The organism is Priestia sp. P1_B12_1, from assembly GCF_056406695.1.
Map to the genome: position 1 here is coordinate 277,605 of NZ_JBFTZR010000002.1, position 15,584 is coordinate 293,188.

Genomic DNA, 15,584 nt, shown 5'->3' on the forward strand with positions numbered 1-15,584 from the left:
TCCTTTTAAGAAAAACCAAGTACTTTTCCAATAGTGTGTACAAGCAAAGCTACGAGATAAGCGACAACCAAAGGGTAGGCCACAGCAAATGCTGTCCATTTCAATGAGCCGGTTTCTCGTCGAATAACAGCGACGGTTGCTAGACACGGAACATAAAGAAGAACAAACACCATAAACGTATAGGCTGTTAGCGGTGTAAAGAATGTCTTCATTGTGTCGCCAAGCTGTCCTTCTTGTACTTTATAGATGATGCTCATAGTCGAAACAACCACTTCTTTTGCTAGGAAGCCTGTAATCAGTGATGCTACAGCTTGCCATGTGGCAAAACCTAAAGGGATAAATAGCGGAGCGATAGCACCTCCAATAATAGCCATAAAGCTATTTTCCATATCTACTCCAAAACCGCCGGGGCCAGCGTAAGATGATAGCCAGATAAATACAGAGCCAGCTAAAATAACCGTACCTGCTTTTCGGACGAAATTTCGACCTTTTTCCCACGTGCTTCTCCAAAGAGTCTTGGCTTGCGGTACGCGGTAAGGAGGAAGTTCAACAATAAAAGTTGATTGTTCGTCTTTAAGAAGCGTTACTGATAAAATTTTCGTTACAACAAGTGCTAAAATAATGCCAAGCAAGTACATAGAAAACACCACAGCTGCTCCGTTTTGTACAAAAAACGCACCTACAAACAAAGCGTATACAGGAAGGCGTGCTGAGCAGCTCATAAATGGATTTACTAAAATGGTCATAAGGCGCTCTTTTCGCTGTTCAATTGTACGCGCGGCCATGATCCCTGGTACGTTACATCCAAAGCTAATAATCATCGGAATAAATGCTTTTCCGTTCAAACCGAAAAATTCCATGATACGATCCATTACTACAGCAATTCGAGCCATGTATCCTGAATCTTCAAGCAGTGAAATGAAAAAGAACAGGACAAAAATTTGTGGTACAAATACTAGTACGCCGCCTACGCCTGCGATGATGCCGTCCACAATTAAATCATGAATAAATGGAGCGGCACCTGCTGCATTTAGAAGAGAATCAGCGCCTTTACTAAGCGTTCCGCCAAAAAAACCGTCTAGTTTATCAGAAAGAGGAACGCCTATCCAAGTAAACGTAATATTAAAAATCAAATACATTAAGCCAAGAAAAATAGGGAGACCAAGCCACTTATGCGTCACAATTCGATCGATTCGATCTGTGAAGGTTAGAGGTGTTTCGCTGCCCTTTATGATACACTCGCTGGAAATGCGCTCAATAAATGCTGTACGCACGTCGAAGAAATGCTCGCTAAGCGGCTTGGTTAATTTTTGTGCAGCCGCTTTTCGAAGTTCAAGCAGCTCTGAGTAACTCGTTTTTTCTTTTAATGTTGATTCGATTACGCTATTTTCCGCTAAAAATTGAATGGCAATCCATCTGCTGACATCCGCTTTTGTTTGAATCATACGAATTGCTTGTTCAGTGGTTTCCCCGTAATTTAATTGAAATGAAGGGGCTTTTAAATCCTGCTTCAAAGTGGAGAGAAGCTCATTAATTCCTTTTCCATTGCGGGCAATAATTGCAGAAACCGGAATATGTAATGATTTGCTAAGCTTCTCCAAATGAAAAGTCAATCCGCGTTTTTCTGCTACATCAATCATATTTAAGCCGATTACTAATGGTTTTCCATATTCCAATGCTTGAATAGTGAGATGCATGCTTCTTTCAAACTGAGAAGCGTCTACGATATTCAGCATACTGTTAAATTCTCCGGTTAACAAAAAGTTAGTTACCACTGCTTCATCTGAAGAAAGAGGAGTAAAATCATACACACCCGGCAAATCAACCAGCTGGCTGTTTTGCTTTTTAATAGACCCAACTTTCTTTTCAACGGTTACACCGCTCCAGTTTCCTACGTATTCATAGGAATCTGTTAATATATTGAATAAAGAAGTTTTTCCTGTGTTTGGATTTCCTAAAAGTGCAATTGTACTCATGCTGTCTCAACCTCAATTTTAGCCGCATCCCTTTTTCGGATGCTAATCATTTGACCTTGACATTCAATAATACAAGGTCCTCCTAAGATGGTTTTTTGCTTCATGCATAGTTCACAGCCTTTTTTTACTCCAAAAGAAAGAAGGCGGCGTTCTAGTGATCTATCTAAAAATTCAATGTTTTTAACTTTTACTTTGTCGCCAATACTCACGGTAGTTAAATTCATCATTCAGCACTCCTGTTAATGATAATCATTTTCAATTTGTATCTATCTCGATTATACATAAGGTTCTAAAATCAATCAATGCTTCTAGAGCGTTACAATTAAAAATATATATTTATAACTATATTTTTCAGATGAAATTATGTACGATTTTAGCAGCAAATTGTCAGGAGGGATGTGAGTGGAGGTAATCATTCGCAAAATGAGAAAAGAAGATATTACGTCTGTTCAATACGTCGCAAAGATGAGCTGGTATGATACATATGAAGGAATTATTCCTAGAAGCGTTCAGAATCGGTTTCTTTCAGAAGCATACTCCAATAAAAGGATGCTGTGGCGCTTGCGTAATTCGTTCATTTATGTAGCAACTATTGATGAGAAAATCGTAGGATACGCTAACTTTTTCCGATTACAAAACAGAGGGGAAATAGAACTAGGATCTATCTATATACTGCCTGCTTATCAAGGAAAAGGAATCGGTTCGCAATTGTTAGAAAAAGGAATGAAGCGCTCGAAGGAACTAAAAATCGTTTACATTAATGTAGAAAGGGAAAACGGAATAGGCCGTGCTTTTTATCAATCAAAAGGTTTCCAGCTCGTGGATGAATTTGATGATGAATTTGAAGGGCATTTGTTAAAAACGATGCGGATGAAGTTAATGATTTAAGCCTATAGCATGAATGTTATCTTAAAAAAGCTGATTTTAAACTTTCTGTTAAAATCAGCTTTTAATTACAGAATAACGATTGACCTTATTCTTGTGAATATGGTAACATTAATCAGAACTTAATGACCGAAAATGTTTTTCGGTCAAACAGTCAGGCGGAAGTAAGGATTATTGGAGGCTAAAAAACATGAATATGATTAAAGGAGAATGGAAAAAAATCTTTTCCAAACCAATGACTATTGTTGTGATTTGCGGATTGTTATTTGTTCCATTACTTTATAATGTCATCTTTTTATCTGCTTACTGGGATCCATATGGAAAAACAGATCAAATTCCAGTTGCAGTGGTAAATGAAGATAAAGGTGCTACGTTAGATGGAAAGAAATTGAATGTCGGTCGTGATTTTGTTGATGATTTAAAGAAAAATGATAAATTTGACTGGAAATTTACGAACAAAGAAAAAGCGTTAGAAGGCCTAAAAAATGAGGACTACTATTTAGTTTTAGAAATTCCAAAGAATTTCTCCAAAAATGCAACAACATTAATGGATAAAGATCCTAAAAAAATGAAATTTATCTATCATACAAATGCCGGAAAGAACTATTCAGGCGCTCAAATTAGCTCAAATGCAGTGGCTAAAATCAATGATCAGATTAAAGAAGCAGTCACAAAGCAGTATGCTGAAACGGTATTTGACAGCTTTAAGCAAGTAGCGGACGGTCTTCAAAAAGCAAGTGACGGTGCAGGAGAGCTCGAAAATGGCTCAAAAACGCTGCGAGATAACATGAAGAAATTAGCAGACAGCACGGTTACATTCGAAGACGGTACAGCTAAATTGGCAAACGGGTTAACGGATGCACGAAAAGGAGCAACAGATTTAAATGCAGGTGCAGCTAAGCTCCTAAACGGTGCGGACACAATTAATGAAAACTTAGGCAGCCTAAACAGCGGTTTAGGGAAGCTAGAAAGTGGGAGCGGGCAGCTTTATGCGGCTTCTAAAGAACTTGAAACAGGTGCCGGAAAGCTTAGCACTGGGTTAGGAAAACTACAAGATGGAACTGAAAAACTGCAAGGTGGGACCAAAAAACTCCAGGATGCTACCAAGCAACTTAATGAAGGAACAAAAACACTTCAAGGGAAACTACCCCAGTTCACAAGCGGCTTAAACCAAGTGGACGCTGAAGTGAGCAGCGTTACGCAGCAAATTAATCAAGCAGAACAGGAAATTACGCAGATTAAACAGCAGGTCGATTCAAAAAAAGCAGAGTTTGAACAGCAGCAGCAAGCTCTCATTGACAGCATTAACAGCAACGAGTCCATTCCGGATGAGCAAAAACAAACGCTGATTGCAGGAATTAAAAAACTCACGTCTCAGCAGTTTATGGATGAACAGCAGCAAAAAGCAGAGCAGCTAAAAGCAAAAGTAGATAAAGTGCAAGAGTTATCAGCAGCGCTGCAAAAGCTTTCTAAAGGCGGAGAAGACATTCAAAGCGCTATTGATAAAATTGCTGATGGGCAAAGTCAGCTGTATAATGGCCAAACTCAGTTATACAACGCACAAACTCAATTGTATAATGGTCAAACTCAACTATACAACGGTGCTGTTAAACTAGCAGACGGAGAAAAGCAGTTCAACAGCAAATTTGCGGAACTAAACAGCGGTATAGCTGACGCTCATACAGGAGCTGGAAAGCTTGCTGACGGGCAGCAGCAACTTGTGAATGGACTTAAAAAGTCTGAACAAGGAAGCGCAGCGCTAGCAAATGGCTTAACGCAGCTAGAAAACGGGGCCACCAAGTTAGCAAATGGTTCTAAAGAGTTAACAAATGGTTCGTCCAAACTATATGATGGTTCATCTAAATTATCAGATGGAACAAGCGAGCTTCATTCATCTTTAGCAGATGGTGCAAAAGATGCAAAAGATGTTAAAGCGGATGATAAAACATATAGCATGTTTTCAAATCCAACGGATTTAAAATCAGATAAACAAAACAACGTAGATAAGTACGGTGTCGGATTAGCTCCATACATCTTATGTATTGGCTTGTTTGCGGGAACGTTAATGTTCTCAGCGGTATATCCAATGAAAGAGCCATCAATTCGACCGACATCAGGCATTTCGTGGTTCTTAAGTAAGTTTAGTGTCATCACTATTGTAGGTATGCTGCAGGCAGCGATTGCTGTTACAGCTCTTCTATGGGGCTTGCATTTAAACGTAACAAGCATTTGGCACTTCTATATCTTTACCATGATTACAGGTGTGACGTTCTTTACACTTATCTTGTTCTTAACAACAGGGTTAGGAAAAGTAGGGCAGTATTTAGCCTTCATTATTCTGCTGCTTCAAATTGGCGGCAGTGCAGGTACATTCCCTAAAGCACTTGTACCGGAATTTTTCCAGGCAATTAATCCGTACTTGCCTATGACCTATGCAATTCGCGGTTTCCGTGAAATCATTTCCATTGGTGATGATTTCGGCTACGTATGGCATCAGGCTGGCGTACTTGGAATCTTTGCAGCAATCTTCATCACTCTTTCATTGATAATGTTTTATATCAATGCCAGAAAAGAGAAGCATCACAAAGAGGAACAGGCAGCAGCATAATTTAACTAATATAAAAAGAGAGTTCCAGTTTAAAAAGGAACTCTCTTTTTCTTTATGATAGTATAGGTTTACGTATAAAAGAGGGGAACGTGAATACATGCAGCTTACAAAAATTTCGGTATATGAAAGTGATCGTGTGAAAAAGTGGCAGGAAGGGCTGAAAGAATGGGACGGTTCAATATCGGAACGGATGATAAATGACCGAGCTGAAGATGAGTTTTGGCAGCGGTATGTAGAAAAAATGTCTTTTAATTCAGCAAATGACCCTGTAGTAAAACAGCTTCAACAAGAACTTCTTGCTTTTTTGAATCCAACTGACTCTGTTATGGAAATTGGCCCTGGCTGGGGAAATTATACGTTTTCGATTGCTGATTATGTAAAAGAACTTACGTGTATGGATTGTTCGCCAAGCATTATTCGCTACTTACAAACGCAATCAGAGGACCGCTCTAATCTAAAGTTCATAGAAGGTAAATGGGAGTATGAGCGTCTAACAGATAAGTACGATGCCGTAGTAGGAATAAACTGTTTTTACCGTATGCATAATATTATCGATGGTCTCTTAAATATGAATGATTCGGCTAATCGTTTGGCGGTTATAGGCATGTCAACGGGTCCAGAAAAGCCTCACTACGTAGAGTTACATAGAAAGCTTGGGTACGAGATTAAATGGCGCCGTAAGGAATATATTGACTTACTAAATATTTTATATGAACTGGGTATTTACGCGGATTGTAAGCTGGTTCCTATAACCAAAACGGTAACCTATGAGACGTACGAAGATCTCATCAAGAAGAACTCGACAAAGGTGCTTTCTAAAGATATTGACAAGTTAGAAACTGAGAAGATTATTTTACAGCATGTAAAGAAAATAAATGGCACATATGAATATACGTATCAATATCATATGGCTTTTATTTATTGGAAACCGATAAAAAGAACCCGTTGAGTAAAATCAACGGGTTCTTTTTAGTAGGGATAAAGCTGTAATTTAGGATAAGCAATATTAAAATCGTCGCCGCTTAGAAGAACTTTCAATTCCTGCTTCTTCACGGTATTTAGCTACTGTTCTTCTTGAAATCTGAATTCCTTCGCTGGAAAGAAGAGACATGAGCTTTTGATCTGAAAGAGGTTTTAATTTATTTTCTTCGGCAATTAATGTTTTAATTTTTTCTTTTATAAAGGCAGTAGAATTGCTTTGTTCGCCATCAGTTCGCTCTAAAGAATTGGTGAAAAAGTATTTTAACTCAAACAGCCCGCGTGGCGTTTGAATATACTTTCCGTTAGTCGCACGGCTTACCGTTGATTCGTGACAGTCTACTTTTTGAGCAATATCTTTTAAGGTAAGCGGCTTTAGCCCCGAAATACCCATTTCAAAAAAATCTTGCTGATGTTCCACAATGGCTTTGGACACGTTGTAAATCGTCGCATTACGCTGCTCAATACTATTGATTAGCCAAGTAACTTCATGAATTTTTTCCTGTACGTATCGATCGGTTGTTACGCATGCAGAGCGATGAACCAGCTTTTGGTAGGTACTGTTAATTTCGATGGACGGAAGCAGCTCGCTATGAAGAATAACATGATAGCGGCCGTCAATTTTTTGTACCGTTACATCAGGCGAGATGTACTTCGTAAGCGGGACGTGGAAATCTCCTGCTGGCCGAGGATTTAATGTCCGCAAGCAGTCAACAATTTCTTGTACTTCACGCATCGAAATAGAGTATTTTTTTGAAATGTTCCGATATTTTTTGTTAGCAATATCTTCAATATCGTGTTTTACCACGTCGTATAAAAGAGGAGGCTTTGACTTTTTGGCCTTAATTTGAATAAGCAGTGAATCGACAAAATTTTGAGCGCCCACGCCAATCGGATCAAAGCTTTGTAAAACGTGAATCATATCGTTGACTTCGTTAAATGAAACATTCAGCAGTTCGGCTGCCAATTTTGGCTCAATTGCTAAAAAGCCGTTTTTATTTAAGTTTCCAATTAGAAATTGAACGATGTGTTTTTGGTGTGTGTGTAAATGATTTAGCATAGACAGCTGCTCTAATAAATGACTCTCTAATGTCACAGTTTGATCAGATATATAATTAAACGGATTATACTCGTCATCGGTATAACCTTTTGAATATGAACGCTGTTCTCTAGTATCAAATGAATCTTTTTGCTGAGAGTCGCTAGCAGACAGTTTAATTACAGGATTTTCATTGACTTGCTGATGAAGATAATGAACTAAATCGGCCGTAGAATAATTTAAAATGTTGATAGACTGACGTAATTCAGGTGTCATGGCCAATTTTAATAGTTGTTTTTGGGATAAATCTAAACCTAATTGCATCATTGAATCACCTATCATTCTTGAGTTTTATTTCGACAATTCTGGCTGCATCGTTCGACATCATCATAGCTGAAAATGCGAAAGAATTCTATAGTGTTGTCAGATGTTCTTACACAGGGACTGATAGCAAGAAAGAGTAGGAGAATAGATAAAACAAAAACGAATAGCTCCTGGCAATAGCTATTCGTTTGTTTTAACAGAGCCGCTAGGAGAACTTAGCTGCAATTTGGGGTGTTTCCCATTCTTCTATCTCCCCATGCGCACATCATATTTAAAATTTCTCGTAAGGTTTCGCCTTCTTCACTGAGTGAGTACTCTACTTTAGGAGGAACTTCATTGTATACTTTTCTATTAACCACACCGTCTTTTTCTAATTCTTTTAGCTGTTGAGACAGCATTTTTTTGGTAATAGCAGGCATAGCTCGCTGAAGTTCACTAAAACGTTTTTCACCTTCTTTTAATAAGCATAAAATAACGACTTTCCATTTCCCGCCGATTACTTCAAGCGTTGCTTCAACAGGTACATTATAGTGGGGTGCTTTCACCGTTAATCCTCCATTCATAAACAGATATGAAATATGGATATAATAATTTAATATCCATAGACCTAGGTTACCGGGAAGGTACCTGGTTACATGAAAGTGCCGTCTTTTGTAAACAACATGTATTTATTATACTGAAAAAGAACTTTTAATTGAAGGAAGAAATGTAAAAGGGGAGATCTTGATGAAAGCTTTACTGCTAGAAGGCAAAGGGAAAGTAAGTGAGATGAAAGTCGGAAATATCCAAAAGCCGCGTCCGTCTAAAGGTGAAATTTTAGTTAAAATTAAAGCTACTGCCCTGAACCCTGTAGATTATAAAACAGGAAACGGCGGTAATCCTAGTTGGACATATCCTCACGTATTAGGACTTGATTCAGCGGGCGTTGTCGAGGAAGTGGGAGAAGAAGTCACTATATCATAGCGATTTATCAAAAAAAGGCGGGTTTGCACAATACGGGGTGACAACAGCCCACACAGTTTCTCTTATTCCGCAAGGGGTTTCATTCGAAGACGCTGCGGCTATTCCATGTGCGGGATATACAGCATATCAAGCATTGTTTCACAAAATGAACGCTTCAAAAGGACAAACAATTTTAATTCACGCAGGTGCTGGAGGGGTTGGAGGGTTTGCCATTCAGCTTGCTAAAAATGCAGGCCTTACAGTGCTCACAACCGCATCTTCTGCCAATCATGAGTTTGTAAAAAGTTTAGGTGCTGATTATGTAATCGACTACCGTAAAGAAGACTTTGTGAAAAAAGTGCTGGAGCTTACCGATGGAATCGGTGTGGATTTAGTCTTGGATACCGTTGGACGAGACAATGCAGACGAGTCGGTAAAGGCTCTTGCTTTTAATGGTCAAATTGCATTCATCGCAGGACCGCCTAATGTAAACGATGCGATTTCGTTTGCGCACCCACTATCATTTCATCAAGTTGCATTAGGGAGTGTACATCAGTCTAATAACGTAAAAGAACAGCAAAAACTTGCTGAGATGGGAAATAAAATGCTTTTGCTTTTACAAGAAAATACGCTACATGCACTCGTGGAAAAAGTCATTTCACTAGAAGAAGTGCCAGCAGCATTAGATGAACTGGCGACTCGTCGAGTAAAAGGGAAAATTGTAGCTGTAATAGATAAATGATAGAACGAAAAAAAGATTGAGACATAACTACATCAATTCAATCTAAAGACAAACAAATGGAAGAAAGGAGCTCGTATCGACCATTTATTACACCGCTGTTGATTTCCGTGCAAGGCTTCGCTTTCCGCGGCCGGCTGATGGGCCTCCTCGTTGCTTGCGCTCCTGGGGGTCTCATCCCTTCCGCTGTTCCCGCAAGAGTCTTCGCTTTGCCCTCCAATCAACAGCTAGAAGCAGCTAACTGGATGAACCCTACGTTTACCAGCACAATGAAAAGGTCCGAACGATTACTCGTTCAGACCTTACTTAAACTACCATACTTTTTGTTTTAGCCTCTTTTAAATCGTAAACTGCTGCGTATAGAGTTGGTGATAAAACCCTTGTTTTTCTAGCAGCTCGCGATGATTTCCTTCTTCAATAATTTGTCCGTCTTTTAAGACAAGAATTTGATCTGCATTTTCAATCGTTTTAAGGCGGTGGGCAATGACAAAGCTTGTTTTTCCTTTTAATAGATTACTCATTCCTCGTTGAATATCAATTTCTGTTTTTGTATCAATGTTGGAAGTAGCTTCGTCTAAAATTAAAATATCACAGTCAGAAAGCATGGCTCGAGCAATCGATAAAAGCTGCTTTTGACCTTCACTTAAATTTCCTCCGCCAGCTGAAATCGCGGTATTGTATTGCTGCGGCAAATGTTTGATAAACGAATGAGCATTGGCCATTTTAGCTGCGCTTTTCACTTCTTCGTCGCTGGCATCTAACCGGCCAAATCGAATGTTATCCGCAATCGTACCGGAAAATAAATAGGTATCTTGAAGAACAATGCCGATTCGGTTTCGTAAATCATGGATGTTATAGTCACTGATGGAACGTCCGTCAATTTTAATGTCTCCGTTTGAGATGTCATAAAATCGTGTGAGCAAGTTAATGATGGTTGTTTTACCAGAACCTGTGGGACCGACCAAAGCAACCATTTCACCTTTTTTTGCTGTCAGTGTAACATTTTTTAAAATCATTTTTTCATCGTTATAGCCAAATGATACGTTCTCAAAAGCAACGTCTCCTGCAAATTTTGTAACAGAAAGAGCGTTTGGCTTGTTTGTGACGTCCGGCTGCTCATCCATAATCGCAAACACGCGCTCTGCGCCGGCAATAGCCGAAAGAATGGTGTTTACTAAGTTTGCCATTTGACTGATTGGGCGAGAGAACTGACGTGAGTAGTTAACAAATGAAGCGATCATCCCAACTGTAACGCTACCTTGAACAGCCATAAATGCGCCCGCTCCGATCACTAGTGCTAAGCCTAAGTTGTTAATAAAGTTTGTAACAGGACCTAAAAAGCCTGAAAATGTTTCCGCTTTTGTTGCTGAACTTCTCAGCTGTTCATTTCGTTCATTAAAAACAGTTAAAAAGTCTTTTTCTTTACTAAAAAGCGTAACAACTTCTCCTCCAGAGATTGCTTCTTCTACAAAGCCGTTTAGCTCACCTAAGTCTTTTTGGCGTTTGACAAAATTTTCACTGCTTCGTTTTAATATTTGTCGAACGATTATAACCATCAAGGGAATAACAATCAGCGTGATAATGGCAAGAATCCAGTTGAGCGAGAACATCGCAATGGTAATGCCGACTAAAGACAAAATAGAGGACAAAGCCTGAATAACGCTTTGACTCAGAGCGCTGTTTAGATTATCAATATCATTTGTGACTCTGCTCATTAACTCTCCGTGAGCTCGTTTGTCAAAAAAGCGAAGGGAGAGAGTCTGAAGCTTTGCAAATAAATCTTGTCGAAGCATTCCAATAGTCGTAAACGAAACGTTCACCATTAAATAGGTTTGTAGCCATGTTAACAAAGATGTCGTAATATAAATTCCTGCAAGAATAAGGGACATTCGTATCGTTCCGCTGATATCTTTAGGGATAATATGCTCATCAATAATAACCCCAATTAAATAAGGGCCTAATAAATTAAGCAGGGAAGTCACAATAACTAAGATTATCGCAGCCGTAAGCGGAGGTTTTCGTTTCCCCATATATGACCAGATTCTGTACAGTGTTTTTTTCGCATTTTTTGGCTTAACTACAGGGCCTTTCATCATTCCTCTAGGGCCGCGAATAGAGCTCATTTGATTTTTACCTTGGTTATTCACTAGGCAACACCTCTTTTCCGCCTTGTGCAAGGTAAATGTCGTAATAAAGAGAGGGATAACGAAGCAATTCTTCATGAGTCCCTTGTTCAGCAATTTTGCCTTCATCCATGACGATAATGTGATCAGCGTGGAGAAGAGACGAAATTTTAGAAGCAATAATGATAACGGTCGCATCAGCAAACTCTTCTTTTAAATGTTTTAGTACCTGCGCTTCTGAGACAGCGTCTAATGCCGAAGTTGCATCATCGATGACCAGGATAGCGGGCTTTCTAACAAATGCACGCGCGATTGAAAGACGCTGCTTTTGCCCTCCTGATAAATTGGTTGCTCCTCGCGTTAAAGGATACTCATATCTTTCTGGAAGTTTTTCAATAAACTCCGTTGCGCATGCAAAATCCGCAGCATCTTCAATTTCTGAGGAAGAAGCCTGATCTTTTCCCATTCGAATATTCATATCAATCGTGCCGGTAAACAGCGTAGCTTTTTGAGGAATAAATCCAATGGATGAGCGAAGCACTTTTACGTCATAGTCCTTAAGGTTTTTTCCATCTACGAAGATTTCGCCGTCATCAGGATCATATAAGCGGGAAATAAGTTTTGCAAGCGTCGACTTCCCGCTTCCAGTAGAGCCGATAATGCCAATGGTTTCCCCGTGTCTAGCAGTGAACGAAATATCTTTTAATACGTTTTCGCCATTTTTACTATAGCTGTATGTAACGTTTTGAAACGATAGATCACCTTTAAGTCTGTTGATTTGAGCAGCAGAGTTTGCTGGAGGGATGTCTATTTTTGTTTTTAAAACAGAATCGATTCGTTCAGCTGAAGGGAATGCGCGTGTAATTTGCATCAGCACCATGCTGCTTGACATAAGTCCGTTTAAAATAATCGTTAAGTAATTAATAAAAGCTAAAATCACACCTGCTTCAATTTTTCCTGCTTCGACTTGAAGTCCTCCCAGCCATAGAGTAGCTACCATGCCGATATTTACGACAAATAAAATAACGGGCATTAACAGCGAAATAAGCTGAACAGCACTCATATTAGCTCGCGTCAAGGAGCTGTTTGCTTCTTTAAACTGATTGATTTCATAAGATTCTCTTACATACGCTTTTACTACACGCATCCCTGATAAATTTTCTTGGACTTTTGTATTTACACGATCAACGCTTTGCTGAACTTTTTTAAAAAGTTTTCCAGCTTTCGTGATCACAAACCAAATGCATAAAAATAAAATAGGGACGACCACAACGATAATAGGAAACAAAGAACGAGCGGTTAATAACACGATCACAATACTTCCTGCAAAAAGTAAAGGACCTCTAACTAATACTTTTAACGTCATATTCAATGCGTTTTGAACACTCGTTACATCATTTGTCATGACGGTAATTAAGTGACCAGTCCCTAGTTTGTCTCTGTTGCTGTTTGAGAGGTTTTCAATTTTTTCAAAAAGCGATTTCCGAATATCGGTAGAAAAATTTACTGCCGCTTTTGTGCTAAGGATGGCGCAGACGATACCGGCAGCTAAGCCAATGACTGCTAACATGAGCATAAGGATACTTCGCGTGATAACATATGTCTGATCGTTGTTTGCAATGCCATAATCAATGATATGCTGCATAATAGTAGGCTGAAGAAGGTCAGCTAACACTTCAATTACCATCAATAGCGGGGCAAACAGCGCGAGCCATTTGTAAGGTTTTAAGTAAGGGTACAAAGATTTAATTGTATTCACACATTCTGGCACTCCTTTCTGTAAAAAATATGGTAACATAGAATAAGTTTAGAAGTTTGTTTCAAGCACCATTTATTATACGCCAATGCAAGCAGAAATCCACTTTTTGAGAGGGTCAGGTATGCAATGAATCAAACATTACGAGTACATCATCCGCTTTTTGGATCTTTGTTATATGACTCGGCCTGGGTTGGAGAAAAACAGGTCACTTTCTTTGGACAAAAACAACAGGTGTTGCTGACAATTGATGGAGATAAAGAGAAGCCATTTCAAAAACGACAAGAAGAGGCCTTTCAAGCATTTTGGCTTCAAGGTGAATTATTGTTAAAGAGGACGGAAAAAGCTCTTTTTGATTATTATCAGCAGGTGCGAGATGAATACAGAACTCAAGTTGAAAAAGACGTAGTAGACTTATTAGTTCCGAATGTAAAAAAGCGAAAAGACATCGGTTTTTTAGTTGAGTGTATTCAAATCTTTGTTCCTGAAGCACCTCATGATACAAGAGAACTTGGTTTGTTTTTTGAATGTACGTGGGAAGAAGAGCATATGTTAGCTGTAAAGTTTAGAAATGAACAAATTTCCGCTATTGGTTTACAAGAAGATTTATTCTAGTAAAAAGCCTTGAAGCAACCTGCTTCAAGGCTTTTTGGCATTAATGTTTGACAGGCTCTTCGATTCCCATACCTGTATTTGCTTTTACTAAAATCTCATCAAATTTCTTTTCGTCTGCTTTTTTAGACGAAAGAAGTGTTCCTACAAAAGCAGCTAAGAAGCCTAGAGGAATAGAGATAATACCAGGGTTTGTTAGCGTGATGAGCGGTTCGCCTACGAAGATAGCAGCTCCCGGCTCAGGTGCCCACACGTTTGGACTAATGGCAACTAAAAATAGTGAGCTGAATAGCCCAACCAGCATGCCAGTGACTGCTCCTGCTGTATTAAAACGTTTCCAAAAAATAGTGAGAAGAATAATTGGCAAGTTAGCGCTCGCAGCTACCGCAAACGCAAGTGCCACTAAAAATGCCACGTTCATGTTTTGAGCAAATAATGCAAGAATAATAGATAAAATGGATACCCCAATAGAAGCCCATCGTGCAGCCACTACCTGTTCTTTTTCGGTAGCATCTCCTTTACGCAGAATATGACTATAGAAGTCGTGCGCGAATGCTGAAGCTGCTGAGAGCACCAGTCCAGCTACAACAGCTAAAATTGTAGCAAATGCTACAGCTGAAACGAACGCAAAAAGAAAGTCTCCGCCAAGAACTTGAGCGAGCAGAGGAGCCGCCATATTTCCTGCTGCATTTGCTTTGATAATATCATCATATCCTACAAAAGCAGCAGCACCGAATCCTAAAAAGATTGTCATAATGTAAAAAACGCCAATGATCCACGTTGCATAAATAACAGACTTTCTTGCGGTGATGGCATCTTTTACTGTGAAGAAACGAATAAGGATATGAGGCAGGCCTGCTGTACCAAGAACAAGAGCTAAATTCAACGAAATCATGTCCAGCGGATTTTTGAATTTATTTCCTGGATTTAAAAAGCCGTCACCAAGAGGAGTTGCAGTTTTCATCTCGGAAAACATTTTAGCTAAGCTAAAATCAAATTTTGAAAATACGATAATGGAAATAATGAACGTACCAATCATCAGAAGCAAGGCTTTGACAATCTGCACCCAGCTAGTCGCTGTCATTCCTCCAAATACAACGTAAACCGTCATCAAGACGCCGACAATCAAGACAGAGTACACGTAATCTAGACCAAGTAGTAAATGAATTAATGCTCCTGCTCCAACAAGCTGCGCAATCATGTAAAAAATGGAAATGGTGATCGTGTTTAACGCAGCAACTCCCCGCACTTTCTTTTCGTTAAAACGAGCTGCTATCATATCTGCCATCGTGTACTTTCCTAAGTTGCGAAGGGGTTCAGCTACAATGTATAACACAACCAGGTAGGCAACTAAAAAGCCGATGCTGTAAAAAAAACCGTCAAATCCAGAAAGCGCTACCATTCCAGCTATGCCTAAAAATGATGCAGCAGACATATAATCTCCGGCAATTGCCATACCGTTTTGCCAGCCGGTTAAACTTCCATCTGCTGTATAAAAGTCACTGGTCGTTTTTGTCCGCTTGGATGCCGCATACGTAATGATTAGCGTAAGACCTACAATGGCTAAAAAAAGTGAAAAAGCTAGTACGTTCATTGATTTAA

General features: G+C 39.3%; 11 protein-coding genes and 1 pseudogene. 5 read left to right on the plus strand and 7 right to left on the minus strand.

The annotated features are described in order from the left end of the window. Positions 1–5 precede the first annotated feature (5 nt). Both feoB and AC1D0Y_RS07000 read right to left on the minus strand, forming a co-directional pair. A complete protein-coding gene (feoB, locus tag AC1D0Y_RS06995; RefSeq protein ID WP_377254295.1) occupies positions 6–1,976 on the minus strand; it encodes a ferrous iron transport protein B in 1,971 nt (656 codons plus the stop codon). Further along, on the minus strand, positions 1,973–2,203 hold the full coding sequence (locus AC1D0Y_RS07000) for a FeoA family protein (protein ID WP_013055605.1): 231 nt from the start codon (positions 2,201–2,203) through the stop codon (positions 1,973–1,975). The genes feoB and AC1D0Y_RS07000 overlap by 4 nt, the downstream gene beginning before the upstream one ends. A gap of 175 nt (positions 2,204–2,378) precedes the next feature. On the opposite strand from AC1D0Y_RS07000, the gene AC1D0Y_RS07005 reads away from it, so the two are divergent. From AC1D0Y_RS07005 to AC1D0Y_RS07015, 3 genes are all read left to right on the plus strand, one after another. Continuing rightward, positions 2,379–2,864 carry a GNAT family N-acetyltransferase gene (locus tag AC1D0Y_RS07005; protein WP_028407621.1) on the plus strand — a complete coding sequence of 162 codons (486 nt, stop codon included), beginning with the start codon at positions 2,379–2,381 and terminating at the stop codon, positions 2,862–2,864. Positions 2,865–3,051: 187 nt separating this feature from the next. After that, complete coding sequence (locus AC1D0Y_RS07010) at positions 3,052–5,469, plus strand: YhgE/Pip domain-containing protein (protein WP_098525484.1); 2,418 nt, start codon at positions 3,052–3,054, stop codon at positions 5,467–5,469. Positions 5,470–5,566: 97 nt separating this feature from the next. Next, entirely contained in the window at positions 5,567–6,418 is an 852-nt protein-coding gene (locus tag AC1D0Y_RS07015; RefSeq protein WP_477707406.1) for a class I SAM-dependent methyltransferase, read from the plus strand. Between the two features lie 57 nt (positions 6,419–6,475). Here AC1D0Y_RS07015 and rpoN read toward each other — a convergent pair whose 3' ends face one another. Then, complete coding sequence (rpoN, locus tag AC1D0Y_RS07020) at positions 6,476–7,813, minus strand: RNA polymerase factor sigma-54 (RefSeq protein ID WP_477707407.1); 1,338 nt, start codon at positions 7,811–7,813, stop codon at positions 6,476–6,478. A 212-nt stretch (positions 7,814–8,025) separates the two neighbouring features. After that, positions 8,026–8,373 (minus strand): winged helix-turn-helix transcriptional regulator, encoded by a 348-nt coding sequence (locus AC1D0Y_RS07025; protein WP_034668472.1) that lies wholly within the window; start codon positions 8,371–8,373, stop codon positions 8,026–8,028. 163 nt (positions 8,374–8,536) lie between these two features. Here AC1D0Y_RS07025 and AC1D0Y_RS07030 point away from each other — a divergent pair. Next, positions 8,537–9,494: pseudogene (locus AC1D0Y_RS07030) on the plus strand (zinc-binding dehydrogenase). 335 nt (positions 9,495–9,829) lie between these two features. Here the strand turns inward: AC1D0Y_RS07030 and AC1D0Y_RS07035 are convergent. Next, positions 9,830–11,614: an ABC transporter ATP-binding protein gene (locus AC1D0Y_RS07035; RefSeq protein WP_477707569.1), complete on the minus strand. Its 1,785-nt coding sequence runs from the start codon at positions 11,612–11,614 to the stop codon at positions 9,830–9,832. A gap of 16 nt (positions 11,615–11,630) precedes the next feature. After that, positions 11,631–13,373: an ABC transporter ATP-binding protein gene (locus tag AC1D0Y_RS07040; RefSeq protein WP_477707408.1), complete on the minus strand. Its 1,743-nt coding sequence runs from the start codon at positions 13,371–13,373 to the stop codon at positions 11,631–11,633. A 126-nt stretch (positions 13,374–13,499) separates the two neighbouring features. Here AC1D0Y_RS07040 and AC1D0Y_RS07045 point away from each other — a divergent pair, with 126 nt between their 5' ends. Beyond that, the gene (locus AC1D0Y_RS07045; protein WP_013055615.1) at positions 13,500–13,985 is read left to right on the plus strand and encodes a DUF6985 domain-containing protein; all 486 of its coding nucleotides are present in this window, start codon (positions 13,500–13,502) and stop codon (positions 13,983–13,985) included. 40 nt (positions 13,986–14,025) lie between these two features. Here AC1D0Y_RS07045 and AC1D0Y_RS07050 read toward each other — a convergent pair whose 3' ends face one another. Further along, positions 14,026–15,576: a solute symporter family protein gene (locus AC1D0Y_RS07050; RefSeq protein WP_098433448.1), complete on the minus strand. Its 1,551-nt coding sequence runs from the start codon at positions 15,574–15,576 to the stop codon at positions 14,026–14,028. Positions 15,577–15,584: the final 8 nt, after the last annotated feature.